The sequence below is a fragment of the Dactylosporangium sp. NPDC048998 genome (genome assembly GCF_043197855.1).
Classification (GTDB): Bacteria; Actinomycetota; Actinomycetes; order Mycobacteriales; family Micromonosporaceae; genus Dactylosporangium.
In genome coordinates, this window is record NZ_JBICTV010000001.1 from 777,664 (window position 1) to 797,973 (window position 20,310).

Annotated in this window: 17 protein-coding genes; 5 read left to right on the top strand and 12 right to left on the bottom strand. The window is 72.7% G+C overall.

From position 1 onward, the window contains the following. Window positions 1–89 precede the first annotated feature (89 nt). Window positions 90–2,051 (top strand): ABC transporter ATP-binding protein, encoded by a 1,962-nt coding sequence (locus tag ACGFI8_RS03660; RefSeq protein ID WP_392799392.1) that lies wholly within the window; start codon window positions 90–92, stop codon window positions 2,049–2,051. 170 nt (window positions 2,052–2,221) lie between these two features. On the opposite strand, the gene ACGFI8_RS03665 is transcribed toward ACGFI8_RS03660, so the two are convergent. The 6 genes from ACGFI8_RS03665 to ACGFI8_RS03690 form a co-directional block, all read right to left on the bottom strand. Further along, the gene (locus tag ACGFI8_RS03665; protein WP_392799395.1) at window positions 2,222–3,007 is read right to left on the bottom strand and encodes a caspase domain-containing protein; all 786 of its coding nucleotides are present in this window, start codon (window positions 3,005–3,007) and stop codon (window positions 2,222–2,224) included. 141 nt (window positions 3,008–3,148) lie between these two features. Continuing rightward, a complete protein-coding gene (locus tag ACGFI8_RS03670; protein ID WP_392799398.1) occupies window positions 3,149–3,310 on the bottom strand; it encodes a hypothetical protein in 162 nt (53 codons plus the stop codon). Between the two features lie 254 nt (window positions 3,311–3,564). Next, a complete protein-coding gene (locus tag ACGFI8_RS03675; RefSeq protein ID WP_392799401.1) occupies window positions 3,565–3,960 on the bottom strand; it encodes a hypothetical protein in 396 nt (131 codons plus the stop codon). Then, window positions 3,957–4,790, bottom strand: coding sequence for a DUF692 domain-containing protein (locus tag ACGFI8_RS03680; protein WP_392799404.1), 834 nt, complete (start codon window positions 4,788–4,790; stop codon window positions 3,957–3,959). The genes ACGFI8_RS03675 and ACGFI8_RS03680 overlap by 4 nt, the downstream gene beginning before the upstream one ends. Continuing rightward, window positions 4,778–5,716: a TIGR04222 domain-containing membrane protein gene (locus tag ACGFI8_RS03685; RefSeq protein ID WP_392799406.1), complete on the bottom strand. Its 939-nt coding sequence runs from the start codon at window positions 5,714–5,716 to the stop codon at window positions 4,778–4,780. Before ACGFI8_RS03685 ends, ACGFI8_RS03680 begins: the two co-directional genes overlap by 13 nt. A gap of 81 nt (window positions 5,717–5,797) precedes the next feature. Then, complete coding sequence (locus ACGFI8_RS03690) at window positions 5,798–6,391, bottom strand: TetR/AcrR family transcriptional regulator (RefSeq protein ID WP_392799409.1); 594 nt, start codon at window positions 6,389–6,391, stop codon at window positions 5,798–5,800. Between the two features lie 165 nt (window positions 6,392–6,556). Here ACGFI8_RS03690 and ACGFI8_RS03695 point away from each other — a divergent pair, with 165 nt between their 5' ends. Both ACGFI8_RS03695 and ACGFI8_RS03700 read left to right on the top strand, forming a co-directional pair. Beyond that, window positions 6,557–7,204, top strand: a complete 648-nt coding sequence (locus ACGFI8_RS03695; protein ID WP_392799412.1) for an HAD family hydrolase — start codon at window positions 6,557–6,559, stop codon at window positions 7,202–7,204. 143 nt (window positions 7,205–7,347) lie between these two features. Beyond that, window positions 7,348–8,268, top strand: coding sequence for a serine protein kinase RIO (locus ACGFI8_RS03700; protein ID WP_392799414.1), 921 nt, complete (start codon window positions 7,348–7,350; stop codon window positions 8,266–8,268). A 233-nt stretch (window positions 8,269–8,501) separates the two neighbouring features. Here the strand turns inward: ACGFI8_RS03700 and ACGFI8_RS03705 are convergent, their stop codons facing one another. Beyond that, window positions 8,502–9,461: a quinone oxidoreductase family protein gene (locus ACGFI8_RS03705; protein WP_392799417.1), complete on the bottom strand. Its 960-nt coding sequence runs from the start codon at window positions 9,459–9,461 to the stop codon at window positions 8,502–8,504. Between the two features lie 104 nt (window positions 9,462–9,565). Here ACGFI8_RS03705 and ACGFI8_RS03710 point away from each other — a divergent pair, with 104 nt between their 5' ends. Further along, complete coding sequence (locus ACGFI8_RS03710) at window positions 9,566–12,529, top strand: Hsp70 family protein (protein ID WP_392799420.1); 2,964 nt, start codon at window positions 9,566–9,568, stop codon at window positions 12,527–12,529. 47 nt (window positions 12,530–12,576) lie between these two features. Here ACGFI8_RS03710 and ACGFI8_RS03715 read toward each other — a convergent pair whose 3' ends face one another. After that, a complete protein-coding gene (locus ACGFI8_RS03715; protein ID WP_392799422.1) occupies window positions 12,577–15,342 on the bottom strand; it encodes an aconitate hydratase in 2,766 nt (921 codons plus the stop codon). Window positions 15,343–15,515: 173 nt separating this feature from the next. Continuing rightward, the gene (locus tag ACGFI8_RS03720; RefSeq protein WP_392799424.1) at window positions 15,516–15,899 is read right to left on the bottom strand and encodes a hypothetical protein; all 384 of its coding nucleotides are present in this window, start codon (window positions 15,897–15,899) and stop codon (window positions 15,516–15,518) included. Between the two features lie 198 nt (window positions 15,900–16,097). Between ACGFI8_RS03720 and ACGFI8_RS03725 the strand changes: the two genes are divergently transcribed. Next, the gene (locus ACGFI8_RS03725) at window positions 16,098–17,468 is read left to right on the top strand and encodes a WD40 repeat domain-containing protein (RefSeq protein WP_392799425.1); all 1,371 of its coding nucleotides are present in this window, start codon (window positions 16,098–16,100) and stop codon (window positions 17,466–17,468) included. Between the two features lie 57 nt (window positions 17,469–17,525). Here ACGFI8_RS03725 and ACGFI8_RS03730 read toward each other — a convergent pair whose 3' ends face one another. Genes ACGFI8_RS03730 through ACGFI8_RS03740 form a run of 3 tightly spaced genes read right to left on the bottom strand, consistent with a single transcriptional unit; the run spans window position 17,526 to window position 20,300 of the window. After that, window positions 17,526–18,254 (bottom strand): hypothetical protein, encoded by a 729-nt coding sequence (locus ACGFI8_RS03730; protein WP_392799428.1) that lies wholly within the window; start codon window positions 18,252–18,254, stop codon window positions 17,526–17,528. Continuing rightward, entirely contained in the window at window positions 18,251–19,186 is a 936-nt protein-coding gene (locus ACGFI8_RS03735) for a PfkB family carbohydrate kinase (RefSeq protein ID WP_392799430.1), read from the bottom strand. The genes ACGFI8_RS03730 and ACGFI8_RS03735 overlap by 4 nt, the downstream gene beginning before the upstream one ends. Window positions 19,187–19,196: 10 nt before the next feature. Beyond that, a complete protein-coding gene (locus ACGFI8_RS03740) occupies window positions 19,197–20,300 on the bottom strand; it encodes an ATP/GTP-binding protein (RefSeq protein WP_392799433.1) in 1,104 nt (367 codons plus the stop codon). Window positions 20,301–20,310: the final 10 nt, after the last annotated feature.

A 20,310-nucleotide genomic window follows, 5' to 3' on the forward strand; every position in this document is an offset into this window, starting at 1 on the left:
TCGGGAAGCTGCGCCGCCCCCGAAAAGTTGTCGTACCTGCCGGGCACACTGAGCCCGGCAGGTAGTGCTGGCTTCCGGAGGTGTGTGGGATGTCCTCGCCCATGAGCGGCATGGCGGGTTGGGAGACCTTGCGTGCCCTGCGCAAGGCCGACGAGCTCGCCGGGAAGCGGCTCGGGCGGGACACCACCCGCCGGATCATGCGCTTCGCCCGGCCCTACCGGCGCGACATCACGGTCTTCCTGGTCACGGTCGTGTTCGGGGCCGCGATCGGGGTCGCCACGCCCTACCTCGCCGGCGACGTCGTCAACAAGATCAATGCCGGCGGACCTGAAGCCGGCACGGCGGTCGTGCGGATCGCGCTGCTCATCGGCGGCCTCGCCATCGTCGACGCGCTGCTGTCGCTGGTCCAGCGGTGGTATTCGGCGCGCATCGGCGAGGGCATCATTCTGGCGCTGCGCCGGCTCGTGTACGACCACGTCCAGCGCATGCCGCTGCAGTTCTTCACCCGCACCCAGACCGGGGCGCTGGTCAGCCGGCTCAACAACGACGTGCAGGGCGCGCAGCGCGCGTTCACCTCGACCCTGTCCGGCGTGGTCAGCAACGTCATCCAGCTGGTGCTCACCGCCGCGGTGATGCTCACCCTGTCGTGGCAGATCACCCTGCTGTCGCTCGTGATGCTGCCCCTGTTCATCCTGCCCGCCCGGCGCGTCGGCCGGCGACTGGCCGCCATCACCCGGGAGGCGTACCAGCTCGACGCGAAGATGAACGCCACCATGACCGAGCGCTTCGGCGTCGCCGGCGCCCTGCTCGTCAAGCTCTTCGGCCGCCCCGACGACGAGGCCGCGCGCTTCGCCGAGCGGGCCGGTCGGGTCCGCGACATCGGCATCCAGACCGCGATGTTCAGCCGCGTCTTCTTCGTCAGCATGCTGCTGGTCGCCTCGCTCGCCCAGGCGCTCACCTACGGCCTGGGCGGCTGGCTCGCCGTGCGCGGCAGCCTCACCGCCGGCACGGTCGTCGCCCTGGCCCTGCTGCTCACCCGGCTCTACGGGCCGCTCACCGCCCTGTCCAACGTGCGCGTCGACGTGATGAGCGCGCTGGTGAGCTTCGAGCGCGTCTTCGAGGTCCTCGACCTCGCCCCGTCGATCGCCGAGCGCCCCGACGCGCGCGAGGTGCCCAAGGGCGCGGCCACCGTCGAGTTTCGTGACGTGCACTTCCGCTACCCCAGCGCCGCGGAGGTCTCGCTGGCCTCGCTCGAGGACGTCGCCGGCCTCGACCGCACCGTCACCGAGGAGGTGCTGCGCGGCGTCACGTTCTCCGTCGCGCCCGGCCAGATGGTCGCCCTCGTCGGCCCGTCCGGCGCCGGCAAGTCCACGACCGCGATGCTCCTGCCGCGCGTCTACGACGCGACCTCGGGCGCGGTCCTCGTCGGCGGCGTCGACGTGCGCGACGCGACCCTGCAGTCGCTGCGCGACACCATCGGCGTCGTCACGCAGGACTCGCACCTGTTCCACGAGACGATCGCGGAAAACCTGCGATACGCCAAGCCCGACGCCACCGACGACGAGCTGTGGACGGCGCTGCGCCGCGCCCAGGTCGGTGAGCTCGTCGAGTCCTTGCCCGACGGCCTGGACACGGTCGTGGGGGAGCGCGGGTACCGTTTCTCGGGCGGCGAGAAGCAGCGGATCGCGATCGCCCGGCTGTTGCTCAAGGCGCCGTCGATCGTCATCCTCGACGAGGCCACCGCCCACCTGGACTCCGAGTCGGAGGCCGCCGTGCAGCGCGCCCTGTCCGAGGCCCTGACCGGCCGCACCGCCCTGGTGATCGCGCACCGCCTCTCCACGATCCGCGACGCCGACCAGATCCTGGTCGTCGACGCGGGCCGCATCGTGGAACGCGGCACCCACGAGGAGCTGGTCACGGCCGGCGGCCTCTACGCCGAGCTGTACCGCACCCAGTTCGCCGTCATCGACTCCCCACTGCCCCACCCGCCGGTCTCCCCGGCCTCCCCGGTCCCGACAGCCGCGACGGTCCCCCCGGTCCCGACGCCGTAACGGCTTCTCCGCCGCCCGCCGCCGGCCGCCGCACCGCGCGCTGCCCGCCGCTCCGCCGATCGGGCTCGCTGTTGTCACGGCGGCCGCTTCGAATGCGTGGGCGTCGCGCGGTGCCCGGAAATATCCAGGTATTTCCGGGCACCGTTGGCGAGGTATGGTCGTGATCGCCGTCAGGTCAGGATGGGCCAGGCCAGCTGGGCCTTGCTGGCCTGCAGGGCCGGGGTCTGCGGATAGTCCTGGCTGGGGAGGCGGCCGCGGATGGCGTGTAGCCAGTCGCGGTACGTCGCGGACTCCGGCAGGGCGGCCAGCGACGACAGTGCCACGTACGTGAAGGCGCCGTTCGGGCGGCCGTCGAAGGAGGCGTCGTAGGAGTACTCGGCGTCGCGGCAGCCGGCGAGCAGCACCGTGGTCGAGGCCCGGTCCCGGGACTTGCGCGGGCCGGTCGTCAGCGAGGCGCGCAGGCGCTGCTGCGGGGTCAGGAACGTCGACGGCGGCAGGAAGCGGGCCCGGCCCGGGCGGTCGCCGATCGGGTGGTTGAGCCGGGTCAGGGTGCCGGAGTGGCAGGAGTCGGCGATGAGTACCGTGCGCACGCCCGGGGCGGCCAGGGCGAACAGCTCGTGCAGTTCGTCGTCGATCAGCGGGCCGTTCTCGGCGATGTCGTGCGGGCACAGCGCCTCGTCGCGGTGGTCGGGCTCGTCGCCGTCCTCGTCCGGGACCCAGGTTCCGTGGCCGGAGTACGTGATGACGACCGCATCGCCGTCGGTCGCCCGGCCCAGCAGGTCGCGGATGCCGGCGCGGATCGCGGCGCCCGACGCGGCGCTGTCCAGGAGGCGGCGGGTGTCGAAGCCGCGGGCGATCAGCGCGGCGGCCCAGTCGTCGGCGTCGTTGCGGCAACCGGAGAGGTCGTTCTCGGTACCGGGGTAGTCGTTGATCCCGATACACAGTGCGAGTTTCATCGTTCCCCCCGTGGGATCGAAGCGGACGTTACGTACCGAGGGCGTCACGGAGGGTGGGCAAGGTTGGCAGTGGTACCCGTGAATCGACACCCTTCGCCGAAACGCGCAAATCGGGCGTCGAGCGGCGTGCCAGGGAGGGCGTCAGGCTCCCGGGGCCGGTCGGTTCGTGCCGGTGCGCGCCTCGGCCGGCCGGGGCGGGGGCACCGCGCGGTCGTGTGGGCAGGGCGGTACCGGATCGGCCAGGGCGGCCACCCGGCGCAGCTCGGCCAGCAGCGCCTCGTCGGCGTGGTCGGCGGCGCTCATGGTCCGGCGGGCGGTATCCGGGCCGGACAGGCCTCGTCGGCAGGCTCGTTGGCGGTCCCGGCGCCCGGTGTCCGGCGCTGGCCTGGCTGCATGGAGTGCTCCGTCCCCGTGCGGGCGCCGCCGCTCCATGGGACGGCGCCGATTCAGCTGAGAAGAGGGCTGGCCCGGCGCTCCTGATACAAGGCGGCATACAAGACGACCCGGATCGTTTGGATCCTGACAGTTGCCAGACATGAGGCGGGACGCGGAGTAGGTCAGCGGCGGCGGAGGCGGGACAGGAGGCCGCGACGGCGGGGGACGGGGGCGGACTCGCCGTCGTACGCGTACTCCGCCTCGCGCGCGGCCAGTTCCTCGCGGGCCAGGTCGGGCAGGGTGGCGCCGGCCGCGCGCGCGAAGTCCCAGCCGTCGCGCAGCGAGCCGTTCGGCGGGCGGCCCGCGGCCCACGCGGCGAACGTCGGTATCCACGCGTCGCCGTAGGACGCCGCGAGAAACGGCCAGCGGGCGGCCACCTCGCCGGCCCGTTTGCGACGGAGGGCGGCGGTCGTCGCCCGTACCGCCGCGGCATCGAAACCGGCGGGCACCTCGCCGCCGGCGACCAGCGCGGCCACCAGCGCCCGCTGCCGGGCCGCGAGATCCGGGGGCGGGGTCACGTGATCGCCGGCCAGCCCGCCGCAGCGGCGATCGCGTTGAGCTCGGCGGTCAGGTCGGCCGCCGGCGGGTAGTCGCCGTCGCGTTCGAGCATGAGCGCCGGCGGGGTGGTGCGCGCGCAGAGCTCCTTGACCAGGGCCAGGACCTCCGGCGGCGTCGGGTCGGTGTGCGTGTCGTGGTAGTAGCCGCCCTGCTGGACGCCGCCGGCGACGTGGACGTATGCGATGCGCTCCAGCGGCAGCTCGTCGAGCAGCGCGGCCGGGGGCTCGCCGCGGTTGCGGGCGTTGGCGTACACGTTGGCGATGTCGAGCAGCAGCCCGCAGCCGGTGCGGTCGAGGATCTCGGTGAGGAACTGGCCCTCGGTCAGCTCCGGGTCGGGCCAGTCGAAGAGGGCCGCGATCGGCTCCAGGGCGAGCGGCACCCCGCCGAGCGCCGCCTGCGTGCGCCGCACGTTGGCGACGATCGCGTCGACCGCCTCGCGGGTGCGGGGGACCGGCAGCAGGTGACCCGCCTCCAGGTCGCCGGCGCGCACGAACGCGATGTGCTCACTGACGAGCGGGGCGCCGAGCAGCTCGGCGCAGCGGTGCAGGTGCGCGGCGCGCTCGTCGGAGACCGGCTCGGCGCCGCCGAGGGAGAGCTTGACGCCGTGGGGGATCACCCGGACCCCGCGCCCGACGAGCTCGGCGAGGCCGTCGGGCAGGGGCGCGTGCGTGTGCAGCGACTCGGCGACGACCTCGGTGAACCGCAGGCCGGGCAGGCCGGCCACGTAACCGGCGATCTCGGGGCGCCAGCCGATGCCCACGCCGTACGCGGAGGCCGTCATCCGCCACATCCGCCGCCGCCACCGCAGCCGCCGCCACCACCGCCGCAGCTCGAGCCGCTGGAGGACGAGGAGCAGCTGGACGACGAGGAGCAGCTGCTGCCGGAGTACGACGACGAGGACAAGCCGGTCTGGGCGATGTGGCGCTGCAGCTCGGCCTCCTGGGCGAAGGCCGGGTCGGCCAGCCAGAACGCGCCGACGCCGAAGAGCCCGACGCTCAGGGCCGCGGCCTGCGGGCCGTACGTGGCCCAGGACGGCTTCTGGCTGGGCGAGAGGTGTGGTGCCTCGCGCCGCATCTTGGCGAGGATCCGCTTGCCGTTGCCGGAGACGCGCGGCACGGACAGCAGCGCGAACGCGGCGATGCCGACCGGGATGAGCAGCAGGACGAGGTTGCCGACCGGCTTGTCGTTGCTGATGCCGGCGAACAGGCGGGCGATGCCGATCGCGAGGACGGCGAAGACGACCAGGACGCCCATCCGCACCGCGCGCCGGGCCTCGTCGTCGAGGATCCAGCCGTCGCGGGCCAGTTCGGCCTCGGTACGCTCGAGCACCTCCCGCACGCTGTGGTGCGTCTGCACGCCGGTGGTGGTGATGCCGTTGCGGGTGATCGCGTACACGGCCCGGTCCAGCTCGGTGGCGCCGGTCGGGGGGTGGGCGGCCTGGCGCAGGTAGCCGCGCTTGTCGCTCTCGACGGAGCCGGCGGCGCGCAGCGCGGCGAGGGAACTGTAGACGGCGAGGCGGCGATCCCCGTTGATCAGCGCGGCCTGGGTTGCGGTGAGGTCGCGGGCGCTGCGCAGCGACGGCCCGGCGGTGTACCCGCGCCGCCAGATGATCACGCCGATGATCGCAACAGCGGCGAGGCTGAAGTACAGCCACAGGAACTGCGGGCCCGGGATCCCCCAGGTGTCGCCCGGCCCCGCCACGATCGATGTCGTCATGCGCTCAGTGTGGGGGTGGGTGGCGAGCGCAGCGTGTCACCGTCTGGACACTTGAGGAAACCTTGTGGCGGACGGCGGGGCTCACTTCCGCCGTACGGCCGCCTCCACGAGATTGAGCACGGCCTCCAGGTCCTGCACGGGCCGGCCGGTGGCCAGGTGCAGCACGAGCCCGTCGTACGCGAGCTCGAGGAACTGCGCGAGGATGCCGATCGGCACGTCGGCGCGCAGCACGCCGGCCTCGAGCTGGCGCTGCAGGCGCTCGCGGGTGGCGGCGGCGACCGCCTCCGAGCGGGCGGCCCAGCGCTTGGCGAACTCGGGGTCGGTGCGCAGCCGCCGGGAGACCTCGAGCTGGCTGCCGAGCCAGCCGGTCACGTCGGGCTCGCCGGTGTCCGACGCCGCGGTGGAGGCCGCGCTGAGCAGGTCGCGCATGACCTGCACGAGACCGTGCTCGGCGACGGTGGCTACCATGGTGGCGGCGTCGTCCTCGGCGACGGCCAGGAAGAGTGAGTCCTTGTCGCGGAAGTGGTGGAAGATCGCCCCGCGGGAGAGGCCGATCTCCTCCTCGAGCCGCCGCACGGTCGCGCCCTCGTAGCCGTGGCGGGCAAAACAGGTCCGGGCGCCGGTGAGGATCTCCTTCCGGCGCGCGTCGAGCTGGTCCTGGCTCACCCTCGGCACAGGGTCGATTATGCAAGCCGTACATACGGTTTGCATACCGGGGCGTTACGGGCGCGTTTCTCGCATGTACTTGGGTCACGTTTGCGGTGGTTTGTCGAGGCCAGCGCCCGCCCGGGTGAAGACGAGGATCTGTTCGATATCAATCCGGTCACGTACCCTGCCCGCGTGCCCCTGTTGTTGCTCAGCCTGGACGACACCCTGCTTGACAGGGCCGGGGCGTTCCGCGCGTGGGCGAGCGAGTTCCTCGGGCGGCTCGGCGCACCCGAGTACGACATCGACTGGCTGCTGTCCGTCGACGCCGACGGGATGGGCTCGGCCTGGGACGTCGCCGAGGCGCTGCGGGAGCGCTACGGCCTGCGGTCCAGCGCGCTGGACCTCGTCGAGGAGATCCGCCGCGCGATCATGGAACGGATCCGGCTCGACCCGCTGACCGCCTGCGCGCTCGCCATCGCCGAGGACTCCGGCTGGGTGCCCGTGGTCGTGACCAACGGGGAGTCGCGCATGCAGGAGGAGAAGCTCAGAAAGACCGGTCTCGATCGGTACCTCGCCGACTGGGTCATCTCCGAGGAGGCCGGGGTGCGCAAGCCCAACCCGCGCATCTTCGCCATCGCCGCGGAGCGGGCCCGGATGCGCCTCGGCGACGCCTGGCTCATCGGCGACAGCCCCGAGGCGGATATCGGCGGCGCGGACGCGGCCGGCGTGCGGAGCGTCTGGCTGCACCGGGGCCGCCGGTGGAGCGAGCGGCGCTACGCGCCGACCCGCACCGCCGACGGCGTGATCGCCGCGATCGCCGAGGTCATGGCCTCGCGCTGATAATTCGGTTGCACCATTTCATCCGGTACCTCATGGTGACGTGAACTTCGAGTCGAGAGGGGGTTGGTTCGCATGGCTGCCGTCACGGCGCGCTTCCGCATGCCCGGATCAATCCTTCCTTTCTCGACTCAGGAGAACTCGCGTTGCGCGACCAAAACTTCGCTTCACCACGCCGTCGTCGCTTCGATGACGACGACCCGACCTTCCTGAAGCGCCTCTCCCACGACTTCGACACCGCATGGGACGTCGCCGAGGAGCCGGCCGCCGAGTCCGCCGAGGCCGGTGAGGCCGGTGAGGGCGAGTGGACCAGCTGGGACTCGCCCGGCGTCCAGCATGGCCCCGAGCCCGTCCCCGACTGGGTGGTCACCGACCTCGGTGCCCGCGACGTCGACCGTGGCGTGCTCAAGACCGGCAAGGAGGCCGACGTTCATCTCGTGGAGCGCGGCGTGCCCGGCACCGACCGGCGGATGCTGCTCGCCGCCAAGCGGTACCGGGCGGCCGAGCACCGGATGTTCCACCGCGACTCCGGGTACCTCGAGGGCCGCCGCGTCCGCGCGAGCCGGGTCACCCGCGCCATGGCCGGGCGCACCGCGTTCGGCCGGGAGGCGATCGCCGGCCAGTGGGCGGCGGCCGAGTTCGCCGCGCTGGCACGCCTGTGGCAGCTCGGCGTCGCTGTGCCGTACCCGGTGCAGCTGCTCGGCACCGAGCTGATGCTCGAGTTCGTCGGCGCGCCGGACGGCACCGCGGCCCCGCGCCTGGCACAGACCCGCCCCGACCTGGACGGGCTGGAGAGCCTGTGGTGGCAGCTCGTCGACGCGCTGCGCATCCTGGCGCGGGCGGGGCTGGCGCACGGGGACCTCTCGCCGTACAACCTGCTGGTGGACGGTGAGCGCCTCGTGCTCATCGACCTGCCGCAGATCGTCGACGTGGTGATCAACCCGAACGGCACCGACTTCCTGGCCCGCGACGTCACCAACGTGGCGCGCTGGTTCACCGGCAAGGGGCTGCGTATCGACCCGGAGCCGCTGATCGTCGAGCTGCTGCACGACGCCGGGGTGCGCTGACGGGGGCGGCGGCCCGCCCGGTTTCGTGGCCGGGCGGGCCGTCGCGGCGCGGCCGGCCGGGGAGGGTTTGCCGGCGGCCGCGAACAGGGCGACGCCATCGGCCGCGTGGGCTCAAGGCTCGCCGGTCTGGCGGGTGGTGCTCAGCGCTGATATGCCGGGCCTCCTCCGTCTCAGACCATTCAAGGCAGGTACACCTCGCTGATTCGGCCAGGCTCGTATTTTTGAGACCGCCGTCACGGAATAATGAGCAGCTTTCCTGTGGTACGGCGCCCCTCCAGCGCGCCGTATGCGTCGGCGACCTCGTCGAGCGGATAACGGCCGGTGGCGGCGGCGTCCACAACGCCGTCGGCCACCCATCGGAACAGCGTTTCGGAGCGTTCCAGCAATTCCGCCCGGGTGGCGATGAAATGGGTCAGCGTCGGGCGCGTGAGGAAATACGAACCGGCCATCAGGCGCAGCGGGTCGAACGGCGGGACCTTCCCGCTGGCCGCGCCGAAGAGCACCAGGGTGCCCCGCGGGCGCAGGGCCTGCAGGCTGGTGTCGAAGGTGTCCGCGCCGACCCCGTCGTAGACCGCGTCCACCCCGGCGCCGCCGGTCAGCTCGCGCACCGTGTCCAGGGCCGCGGAGTACTCCACCGCGCGTACCGCACCCGCCGCCTCCGCCAGGGCCCGCTTGTCCGGCGTCGAGGCGGTCGCGACCACCCGGCCGCCGAGGTGCGTGACGATCCGCGTGAGCAGCTGCCCCATGCCCCCGGCCGCGGCGTGTACCAGAACCGTGGCGCCGGGGCGCACCGCGAAGGAGTCGTGCGTGAGGTAGTGGGCGGTGAGCCCCTGCAGCAGTACCGCGGCCGCCTGCTCGGTCGAGATCTCCTGCGGCACCGGCACGAGCTGCTCGGCCGGCACGAGCGCCTGCTGGGCGTGGCTGCCCGGCACGCCTGTCCACGCCACCCGGTCGCCGGGCGAGAGGCCCCGCACGCCGTCGCCCAGCCGCAGGACCGTGCCCGCGCCCTCGCTGCCCAGCGCGGCCGGCAGCGGCACCTGGTAGACGCCGCTGCGCTGGTACACGTCCATGTAGTTGACCCCGCTGGCACCGACCAGCACCAGGACCTGGCCCGGGCCGGGTGCCGGGTCGGGGCGGTCCTGCACCTGCAATACCGAACGATCGCCGAACTCTTCGAACACCACCGCGCGCATCGGGCTGCCTCCTCGACAATGTCAGGTTTCCTGTCTACCCCAAACCGCCGATCGGAAATGTCGTACCGCTGCCGTAGCATCCGGGGGTCTTTGGAGGTGAGCGCGTGGGGCCGACCCCGACCCATCGTCTCGCGATCGATCTGGGCACCTGCCACACTGTCGCGGTCGTGCACCGCGGCGAGGAGGCGCCCCGGGCGCTGCTGTTCGACGGCTCGCCCGTCATGCCGTCGGGCATCTACGCCGACGAGCAGGGCCGCTTGACCGTGGGTCGTGACGCCGAGCGGCTCTCCCAGCTGGCGCCGGAGCGGTTCGAGCCGTATCCGAAGCGCAGCGTCGACTCGGGTTCGGTCCTGCTCGGCCAGGTCGAGGTCACCGTCGTGGAGATGCTGGCCTCCCTGCTGCGCCGCGCCGCCGAGGAGTCGCTGCAGGCCGGCGTCAACCCGGTCGGCTCGACGGTGCTCACCTGCCCCGCCGACTGGGGCGGCCAGCGGCGGGGCGTGCTGCTGGAGGCCGCCCGCGCGGCCAACCTCGGCCCGGTCGTGCTCGTCGACGAGCCGATCGCCGCCGCCACCTACTGCCTGCGCGTGCTCGGCCACCAGGTCGCCCCGCTGCAGTCGCTCGCCGTGTTCGACTTCGGCGGCGGCACCCTGGACGTGTCGGTGGTGCGCCGCGAGTTCGACGGGCTGCGCGTGCTCGGCCTCGGCGGCCTCGACGACCTCGGCGGCGTCGACATTGACGCGGCCCTCGTCGGGCACCTGGGCCAGCTGATCCACCTGCGCAACCCGGAGCTGTGGCAGCGGCTGTCCAACCCGGACAGCACCGCCGCCCACCGCGACCGGCGGGAGCTGTGGAGCGAGGTCCGCGCGGCCAAGGAGATGCTGTCGCGGGCCGCCTCCGCGCCCGTGCACCTGCCCGGCACCGACGAGGCGCTGCACCTGACCCGCGAGGAGCTCGAGCGAGTCGCCGGCCCGCTCGTCGACCGGGCCGTGGACGAGACCCGCCGGGTGCTGGAGCGCGCCGGGGTCGACGTGCGCCAGCTCGCCGGGATCTTCCTCGTCGGCGGCTCCAGCCGCATCCCGCTGGTGGCCAGCCGCCTGCACGCCCGGTTCGGGGTCGCGCCGGTCGTGCCCGAGCAGCCCGAGCTCCCGGTCGCCTACGGCGGCATGCTCGCCGTGGGCGCCCCGGCGCAGCAGCAGTTCTCCGCCCCGCCAGCGCCGCGCCCGGTCTCCGGCACGCCCGTCTCGCCCTCGGCCTTCTCCTCCGGTCCTCCCGGCCCGACCAGCCCGTCGTATCCGACCTCGGGCGGCATCCCCGTCTCCGCCGTGCCGGTCGCGCCCATGTCCCCGGGCGCCTACGGCTCGCCCGCCGGCCTGGCCTCGACGACGTTCCCGGCCGCGCCCGCCTCGCCCGGTGTCCAGCCCGGCGGCCGGCCGCCGTTGTCCCCCCAGCGCCCGGTCAGCCCGCCGGCCCCGTCCGGGATGCCCCAGCCCGGGATGGCTCCGCCCGGAATGCCCCAGCCCGGGATGGCGGCGCCGGCCATGGCCCCGCCCTCTTACGGCCCGCCCCCGCCGGTGGTGCGCCCGCGCCGGCGCACCGGGCCGTGGATCGCGCTCGTCGTCGTGCTGGCGATCATCGGCTCCTGCGTATGGGGCGGCAGCAAGTTCTTCGGCTGGGTCGGCGACCAGTACCAGGCGGTGCGAGACGGGCTGCCCGGTGGCAGCGACGACTCGGGGCCGGGCCAGGTCGACGGGCTCCAAGCCGGCACCCCGATCCAGCTCAGCTCCGACGGCGCGATCGCCGCCGTGGCCGGCAACGGCAGCATCTACACCGCGCAGGTCAGCAGCGGCACCACGCTGGTGGCCGCTTACGAGACCACCGGCAGTCAGTCCTGGACCGTGCAGCTGCAGATGGAGCCTGCGAAGGTCCACATGACCGTCGTGGGCAACCTGCTGCTCGTCGACGGCGAGGACGACGCCAAGCTCGGTGATGGCAAGAAGGAGTCCCGCGCGGTCATCGACCTCGGCACCCACACCGCCAAGTGGACCAAGGAATGGGGCAGCCGCATCGACATGATCTACATCGGCACCGATGCGATCATCGAGAACCGCGACTGGAAGACGCCCTCGATCGAGCGGGTCAACCTCGCCGACGGCTCGACCAAGTGGACCAGCCCCGGCGACCCCAACGGCCACCACATCGGCGGCGACCGCGGCGCGAGGCCGTCGGTGCGCTGGCCGGGCGCCAACGCCCCGGCCGACCTGCGCGTGCCCACCTACCAGCTCAGTTTCGCCGGCCACGTGCCGTTCCAGGAGTCGCTGTCCGCCGACACCGGCAGCGCCGTGCAGCTCCTCAGCGACACCAAGGCCGCCACGATCGACCTCAACACCGGCAAGCAGCGTTCCAGCGGCACCATCAGCAAGAACTCCACCGCCGCATCCTGGCTGGTCTACAACGACCTGGCGATGTTCAAGCCCGACGCGAAAGGCAACGTCGTGGCGTACAAGGTGTCGGACTGGAGCAAAGCCTGGGAGTACAAGTCGGTCGCCGGCACCGAGGTCGACGACTTGCGCCCGTGCGGCGAGAAGCTCGTCTGCGTCGCGGGCAAGCAGACCTCCGGCAAAGACGTGCTGATCGCCATCGACACCACCAACGGCCAGGCGAAGTGGACCAAGACCTCGATCCGCGACCGCGGCGGCGTCATCTCGGGCACCGAGAAGCCGAACTGGTACGTGCTGGACGGCAAGCTCGTCGGCGGCCACGGCGTGTTCACCACCGTCGGCGACGCGGCCCTGCTCGACCCGGCGAACGGCAGCGACCAGGCGATCCTGGGCCAGGACCTGACCCAGCAGAACGTCTACGCCGGCTACGGCAACCACGTGGTGATCGAGACCGTCAAGCCGCGCACCGGCCAGTTCGCGGCATACGTGCTGACCCTTGACGGCAAGACCGTCGGCTTCGCCGACATCCGCACGGTCCTGCTGGACCCGTCGATCAGCAGCGACTCGCTGGTCGTGCTCGACACCGAGCAGGCCAAGGTCTACCGCTTCGCCATTCCCGGCGCCAAATAGCGGCGGCGGGCGTCCATTGTGGACGCCCGCCGCTTGCTTGCGGTTGGTTACGCCTCGATCATCTTGCGCAGCACATACTGCAGGATGCCGCCGTGGCGGTAGTAGTCCGCCTCGCCGGGGGTGTCGATGCGCACGACCGCGTCGAACTCGACGCCGGTGTCGGTGCTCACCTTCACCGTGCGCGGGGTGGAGCCCTCGTTGAGCCGCTCGACCCCGGTGACGGTGAACGTCTCCGTGCCGGACAGGCCCAGCGAGTCGGCCGACTCGCCCTGCGGGAACTGCAGCGGCAGCACGCCCATGCCGATGAGGTTGGAGCGGTGGATGCGCTCGTAGGACTCGGCGATCACGGCCCGCACGCCCAGCAGCGCGGTGCCCTTCGCCGCCCAGTCGCGCGAGGAGCCGGAGCCGTACTCCTTGCCGGCCAGGATCACCAGCGGCACGCCGGCCTCGGCGTATGCGACCGAGGCGTCGTAGATGGTGGTCTGCTCGCCGGTGAGGTGGTTGACCGTCACGCCGCCCTCGGTGCCCGGCGCGAGCTGGTTGCGCAGCCGGATGTTGGCGAACGTGCCGCGGATCATCACCTCGTGGTTGCCGCGCCGGGAGCCGTAGGAGTTGAAGTCCTTGCGCTCCACGCCGTGCCCGGCGAGGTACTTCCCGGCGGGGGAGTCGGCCTTGATGGAGCCGGCCGGTGAGATGTGGTCGGTGGTGACCGAGTCGCCCAGCTTCGCCAGCACCCGGGCGCCGGCGATGTCGTTCACCGGGGCCGGCTGGGTGGCCATGCCCTCGAAGTACGGGGGCTTGCGCACGTAGGTGGAGTCGCCCGCCCAGTCGAAGGTGTCGCCGGTCGGGGTCGGCAGCGAGCGCCACTGCTCGTCGCCGGCGAACACGTCGGCGTAGCGGGTCGAGAACAGGTCGGCGCCGATGGCCGCGGCGATGGTGTCCTCGATCTCCTTCGTGTTCGGCCAGATGTCGCGCAGGTAGACCGGCTGCCCGTCGGAGCCGATGCCCAGCGGGTCGCTGGTCAGGTCGATGTCCATCGTCCCGGCCAGGGCGTAGGCGACCACCAGCGGCGGCGAGGCCAGGTAGTTCATCTTCACGTCCGGGTTGATCCGGCCCTCGAAGTTGCGGTTGCCGGACAGCACCGACACGACGGTGAGGTCGTGCTCGTTGACCGCCGCGCTGATCGGCTCCGGCAGCGGGCCGGAGTTGCCGATGCACGTGGTGCAGCCGTAGCCGACCAGGTTGAAGCCGAGCTTGTCGAGGTACGGGGTGAGGCCGGCCCGCTCGTAGTAGTCGGTGACCACCTTCGAGCCCGGGGCCAGGGTGGTCTTCACCCACGGCTTGCGGGCCAGGCCCTTCTCCACGGCGTTGCGGGCCAGCAGCGCGGCGCCGATCATGACCTGCGGGTTGGACGTGTTGGTGCAGGACGTGATCGCGGCGATGACGACCGCGCCGTGGTCGAGCTCGTAGTCCTCGACCTGGACCGGCTTGGACAGGCGGCCGTTCGACCCGGCGGCCGCCGAGACCAGCTGGTGCGGGCGGTCGCCGTTGCTGACCAGGTGGTTGGCCGGCGGGTCGCTGGCCGGGAACGACTCGGCGCTGGCCTCGTCGGCCGGGCCCTCCACGCCGTCGCCGACGTAGTCCTTCAGTACCGAACGGAACAGGGGTTTCGCGCTCTTGAGCGGCACCCGGTCCTGGGGCCGCTTCGGACCGGCCAGCGACGGCTCGATCGAGCTCAGGTCGAGCTCGAGGCGCTCGGAGTAGTCCGGCTCCGCGGCCGGGTCGTGCCAGAGGCCCTGCTCCTTGGCGTAGGCCTCGACCAGGGCGACCTGCGCCTCGTCGCGGCCGGTCAGCCTCAGGTACTTGATGGTCTCGTCGTCGATCGGGAAGATCGCGACCGTCGAGCCGTACTCCGGGCTCATGTTGCCGATCGTGGCCCGGTTGGCCAGCGGCACCGCGCTCACGCCCGGCCCGTAGAACTCCACGAACTTGCCGACCACGCCGTGCTTGCGCAGCATCTCGGTGATGACCAGCACCAGGTCGGTGGCGGTGGTGCCCTCCGGCAGCTCGCCGGAGAGCTTGAAGCCCACGACCCGCGGGATCAGCATCGACACCGGCTGGCCGAGCATCGCGGCCTCGGCCTCGATGCCGCCGACGCCCCAGCCGAGCACGCCCAGGCCGTTGACCATCGTGGTGTGCGAGTCGGTGCCCACGACCGTGTCCAGGTAGGCCTGGCCGCCGCGCGCCATGATCACCCGGGCGAGGTACTCGATGTTGACCTGGTGCACGATGCCGGTGCCCGGCGGCACGACCTTGAACTCGTTGAACGCGGTCTGGCCCCAGCGCAGGAACTGGTAGCGCTCGCGGTTGCGGCCGTACTCCAGCTCGACGTTGCGCTCGAAGGCGTCCGGGCGGCCGAACAGGTCGGCGATGACGGAGTGGTCGATGACCAGCTCGGCCGGCGCGAGCGGGTTGACGCGCTTCGGGTCGCCGCCGAGCTCCACGACCGCCTCGCGCATCGTGGCGAGGTCGACCACGCACGGTACGCCGGTGAAGTCCTGCATCAGCACCCGCGCCGGGGTGAACTGGATCTCCACGCTGGGCTCGGCCGAGGCGTCCCATCCGCCCAGTGCGCGGATGTGCTCGGCGGTGATGTTCGCGCCGTCCTCCGTGCGCAGCAGGTTCTCCAGCAGGATCTTCAGGCTGTACGGCAGCCGCCCGGCGCCCTCGACCTTGCCGATCCGGTAAATCTCGTAGCTCGCGTCACCGACGCTCAGCTGGCTCTTTGCTCCGAAGGAGTCGAGGCTCGCCACGGCGTGTGCTCCTCTTCCGTCAAGTTCGTGTTTCCCGTACGCCAGTCTTCCCCAGCGCGCGACGGCCAAAGCCGCGGGGTTCGGGGTGTCAAGAAAACCGTACGTCCGTCTTGTTAAATAGGCAAGGCTGTTCCAAGTTCTGAAACGTGATGCACCGGGCCTGTCAACGGCCGCTACAGCTCGACGACCTCCCGGCCGTCCGCGCCCGGGCGGAAACCCGCCTCGCGCAGGATGCCGAGCAGCTCGCCGGAGGGCGCCGCCTCGAGCGTATGAGCGGAGGTGGCCCGCAGGGCGTCCACCAGGGCCAGCAGCACCTGAACGGCGCGGTCGCGCCGGCCGGGCGGCGTGGCGAGTCCGGCCAGCCGTACGACGGCGTCGTCCGGGCGGACCGCGGCCAGGGCGGCGGCGGGCTGGCCGTCTTCGGCGGCCGGATCGAACAGCTCCCACCACTGCAGCGTCGCATCGCGGGCGAGGCCGTCGTTCCACTGCTGCGCGGTCGCACGGGTGAGGTCCAAGCGGCCCGGGGGCACCCGGCGCACCAACAGCAAAGCGGTCACGAACCGAGCATCCACGGGGCGGCTTGCAAACGACTTGCCCTTGAGGCTCCGCTGGGCCGGGTGCTGGCCGACCACGGGGATGCAGGGCAGTCTGGGTTACCGGTCGGAGTGGACGGACACGGGCACGGGCCGGGTCAGCATGCTGGCCCGCTGGTACAACACACGTCTGGATGGCTGGTTGGTGTGACTGATGCTGCGGTGAACCCGAAGTTCGGCGCCGTGGGTTTGAGTTCCGGCGGGCGGACGGCGGCTGGGGGGACGGACTCGCGGACCTGTCCGGTGTGGGAAACCGAGTCGGGTCTTCAGGTGGTGAAACTGTCCTTGCCGGATCCGGTCACGGCGGTGGCGTGGCGGCCGGGCGGGGAGGCGTTCGTGGCGGGCGGTGAGACTGGCGGGCTGTGGTCTTGGCCCGGCGGTGTCGCACTGTACGACGGCCGGGCGGCTGTGCGGGCGGTGTCGTGGCGGGGTGACGGCCATCGTGTCGCGTGGGGTGACGTCTCGGGTGTCATTCGTGTCGCGGACGGCGGCTTGTCGTCGGTCATCGCGCGGATCGAGACCCGGACGGCCGTTGACGGCTTCGGCAGCGGGATTCGTGGGGTGGCATGGCACCCGGACGGAACGCTCGTCGCGGCCTGTTCGCAGACGGGCCGCGTTCAGGTGTGGGACGTGGAGTCCCGGCGGCTGGTGCGTGCGGTCGAGCTGGGCGGGGCGTGGCTGGCGGCCGTGACGTTCAGTCCCGACGGCGAGCGGCTGGCTGTGGGGGGAAGAGACGGTGTCGTGTGGTTGTGGCACTGGGCCGCCGACGGTACTGCCAGGGCGCTGCCCGCGCCGCACGTCGAGCCAGTTCTGGCGCTGCGGTTCGACAGCGGTGGTGAGCGGCTCATCAGTGCCGGTATGGACCGGCTCGTGCGGGTGCGGGGCGGGCGTAGCGGCGAGGCGATCGCTGACCTGAGGGGCCTCAACGGCTGGGTCAGAGCCGTCGAGTTCGGCATGGAGCCGCGGCAGGTTCTCGCCGTCGACGGCGACGGGGTCGTTGCCACCTGGGTCGGCGGCGCGGTCGAACCGGCCCGGGCACGGCGGTGGGCGGGGCCGGAGCCTTCCTGGCCTGGCCTGCAGGCGGCGTGGGCGGCGGAGGCCGCCCGTTTCCCGTGGGCTTCGCTGCGTTGCGGGTGCGCGCGGGGGGCGCGGCACGTGCCGGAGAGCTTCGCCGCGTATCTCGCCGAGCCCAGCGAGGAAGCGGCCAGGCGGTTGGACATCGAGGGCGATGTCGAGTCCCAGGGATTGTTGTACGAAGCGGCGGTGCCGGTGGCGCGGCTGGCGATGGTGGCCCTCGACCGTGACCCGTTGCCCGCGTACACGCGGGCGCGGCTGCTCAACCTGCTTGTTTACCTGGTCACCGGCGATTCGGCGCACACCGAGATCGGGTACGGCCGGGCGGACCTTGACGCGGAGTGCACCTCCGTGGTCCGGGCGGACGTAGCGGTCGTGCGCCGGCATGTGGGCGATGCGGACCAGACCGTGGCCCAGCTTGCCGCGGAATTGCTCAACGAGCTCGGCGAACGGCGTTGACCGACGCCCGGCCGTGACCCGCACCAGAGCGCAGCTTGGTCAGGATCTTCCTGTCCGTCACCCGGTGCCGGTGAGGCGGGCGTACTCCTCCGGGGTGCCGATCGCCGGGCGGCGCTCCGGATGCTCCACGTAGTGCTCGACCACCGAGCCCAGGAACACCGGCTCGACGGCGAGCAGGTCGAGCGGCACGAGCAGCCAACCGGGCTCCTCGCGGCCCGGGCGGCGGATGCTCAGCGCCAGCTTCGGGCCGCGGACCGTCAGCGGCAGCGGCGACGTGGGCACCCGCACCAGGTCGTCCCACCCCAGCTTGCGGCGGCCGCCGGCGCGGATGCTCAGGCCCGCCGGGCTCACCACGATCCGCGGGCCGCGCAGCAGCGGCAGGGCGGCGCCGGCGATGACGAGCGCGGCGCCGGCGTTGATGCCCAGGCGGACGGTCGGCGACACGGTGCCGTCGCTCTCCAGGAACACGGTGCCGAACAGGGCCCAGCCCATCGTGAGCCGGCCCAGCAGGATCGGGGAGCCGGGGACCACGAACGCGTCGCCGCGAACGCGCAGCGCGGCCGGGGGCGGGTGGTGGATCGGGCGGAAGACGATGCCGAAGGCGATGAAGGCGGCGCTCAGCACGACGACCGGGGCCATCAGCAGGGCGGTGGCGGCCCAGACCGGGGTGTCGGCGGCCGTGATCCCGAACTCGTAGACGACCCGGAGCGCGACGATGAGCAAGGCGACCGCCGCGGCCGTCGCCTTGCTCGCCGTCACGTAACGGCCGAACCGCGCGGGCGTCACACGGCCAAGTCTACGAATCGGGCGCGAAGGTCGGCGACCGTCGGCATCGACACGGCGCCACCCGGCGACTCGCAGACCAGGCCGGCCACGTGGACGGCGACGCGGGTCAGGGTGGCCCAGCCGCCCAGGTCGGCGGGCACCCCGCGGGTGAGGATCCCCCAGCTCAGGCCGGCCATGGTGGCGTCGCCGGCGCCGGTGGCGTCGACCGGGGCGATGCGCGGGGCGGGCACGAGTACCGTCGCGGAACCCCGGGCGACGAGGGCGCCCTGCGCGCCGACGGTCACGATCACGGTCTTGGCGCCGAGCGCGAGCAGGCGGGCGGCGGCGGCCTCGGGGGAGTCGCCCCACAGTGCGGTCGCGTCGGCGGAGCTGAGCTTGACCAGGTCGGCGGTGGCGGCGAACTCGGCGACGACGTCCGGATTGAGCCCGACGACCGGGCGGACGTTGGGGTCGAAGACGCGCACCGGGCCACCGCCCGGGCCGCGCACGGCCCAGGCGCGGCGCGCGGCGGCGAGCACGGGCGGGTCGAGCAGGCACATCGAGCCGCAGTACAGCAGGCCGGCGCCGGCGACCAGGGACTCGTCGACGTCGGGGGCGTCGAACAGGCCGTAGGACGGCGGGGACCCGTAGAAGCGGAACGTCGGCTCGTGGCCCTGGAACGTGGTGACGGCGAGCGTGGTGGCCACGCCGGGGACGGTGACGGTGCCCGCCGTACCGACGCCGGCCTTGTCCAGGAACTCCAGCAGGCGGACGCCGAAGGGGTCGTCGCCGAACGAGCCGAGGAAGTGCACGGGCGCGCCGAGGCGGGCGATACCGACCGCGACGTTGAACGGGGCGCCGCCGACGGCGGGCCGGTAGACGAGGTCACCGCCCGACGTCGATTCGAGCAGATCGATCAGCGCCTCACCGATCACCACGCCGTAATCAGTCATCCGGCCAGTATCACGGTGCGGAACGCCGCTTGGCCAGCCACAGCTCGCGGGCCAGCTCGCCCGGGCTGAGGCCGGGGCCGCCGGGCTCGCGCAGCAGGCGGGTGGCGCCGCCGGACTTGACCGCGTACCACCGCTGCGACTCGGCGGTCGTCGGCGGCACGGCCCGGGCGGCGAAGACCAGCTGGGCGCGGGCCGGGTTGAGCCGCGGGTCGCCGAGTAGGCGCAGCGCCTCGGCGGCGAGGCTCGGGTGCAGGATCGCGTCGAGGTCGTCGACGAGCAGCACGCCGCCGCGCTCCAGGGCCGGCAGCAGCGCGGCGAGCAGGTCGAGCCAGGCGATGGTGCCGTCGGACTCGCCGTAGGCGCCGAGCGGGTGCGCGCCGGTCCGGGCGTCGTGGACGAGCCGGACCGAGCCGCCGCCCGTGTCGACGCCGGCGATGCCGAGCCCGGCCCGGGCCACCAGCAGGGTCAGCTGGTCGCTCCACCGGGCGGCGAGGTGGTCGAGGTCGTGGACCAGGCGGGCGCCGGGCGCGACGCGCACCGGGGTGATCGCCGCCAGGGTCGCGGCGACCGGCGCGAGCCAGGCGTGCTCGGCGTCGGCGCCCAGCGCCAGCAGGGTCGTGGACGGGTCGCGGGCCACCGCGACGGCGAGCGGCTCCAGCCGGGCCCGCGGCAGGGTGCGCACGCCGGACCGGTCCCGCTCGTACCAGACCGTGCGGCGGTCCCGGCCGTACGCGTGCAGCCACTCGCCGACGACCTCGCCCTGCTTGTAGGCGCAGCCCCACACGTGGCGCACCCCCTCGGCGAGCAGTTCCGCCTCGAACCGGGTCGGCAGCAGCCGGGTCGCCGGGTCCAGCCGGAACGGGTCGAAGCGGCGGGCGGCGTCGCGGGCGTCGCTGCCGGACGCGGCCAGGGCGCGCAGCGTACCCAGCGCGCGCAGCACGGTCGACTTGCCCGACGCGTTGGCGCCGAACACCCCGGCCAGCGGCGAGACATGCACCGCCCGGCCGTGGACGAGGGGCGCCACGAGGCCGGCGTCGGGCGGCGTGACCAGCAGCGTGAGCTCCTGGATGTCGCGGACCGAGCGGAAGTTCTGGACGCGGAACGTGAGCAGCATCGCCGCTCAC

Bases quoted from the DNA above. Each gene is read 5' to 3' on its own strand.
- ACGFI8_RS03660 (WP_392799392.1), top strand. From the start codon at position 90: ATGTCCTCGCCCATGAGCGGCATGGCGGGTTGGGAGACCTTGCGTGCC.
- ACGFI8_RS03665 (WP_392799395.1), bottom strand. From the start codon at position 3,007: ATGAAACTCGCACTGTGTATCGGGATCAACGACTACCCCGGTACCGAG.
- ACGFI8_RS03670 (WP_392799398.1), bottom strand. From the start codon at position 3,310: ATGAGCGCCGCCGACCACGCCGACGAGGCGCTGCTGGCCGAGCTGCGC.
- ACGFI8_RS03680 (WP_392799404.1), bottom strand. From the start codon at position 4,790: ATGTGGCGGATGACGGCCTCCGCGTACGGCGTGGGCATCGGCTGGCGC.
- ACGFI8_RS03685 (WP_392799406.1), bottom strand. From the start codon at position 5,716: ATGACGACATCGATCGTGGCGGGGCCGGGCGACACCTGGGGGATCCCG.
- ACGFI8_RS03705 (WP_392799417.1), bottom strand. From the start codon at position 9,461: ATGCGCGCGGTGGTGTTCGAAGAGTTCGGCGATCGTTCGGTATTGCAG.
- ACGFI8_RS03735 (WP_392799430.1), bottom strand. From the start codon at position 19,186: ATGACTGATTACGGCGTGGTGATCGGTGAGGCGCTGATCGATCTGCTC.
- ACGFI8_RS03740 (WP_392799433.1), bottom strand. From the start codon at position 20,300: ATGCTGCTCACGTTCCGCGTCCAGAACTTCCGCTCGGTCCGCGACATC.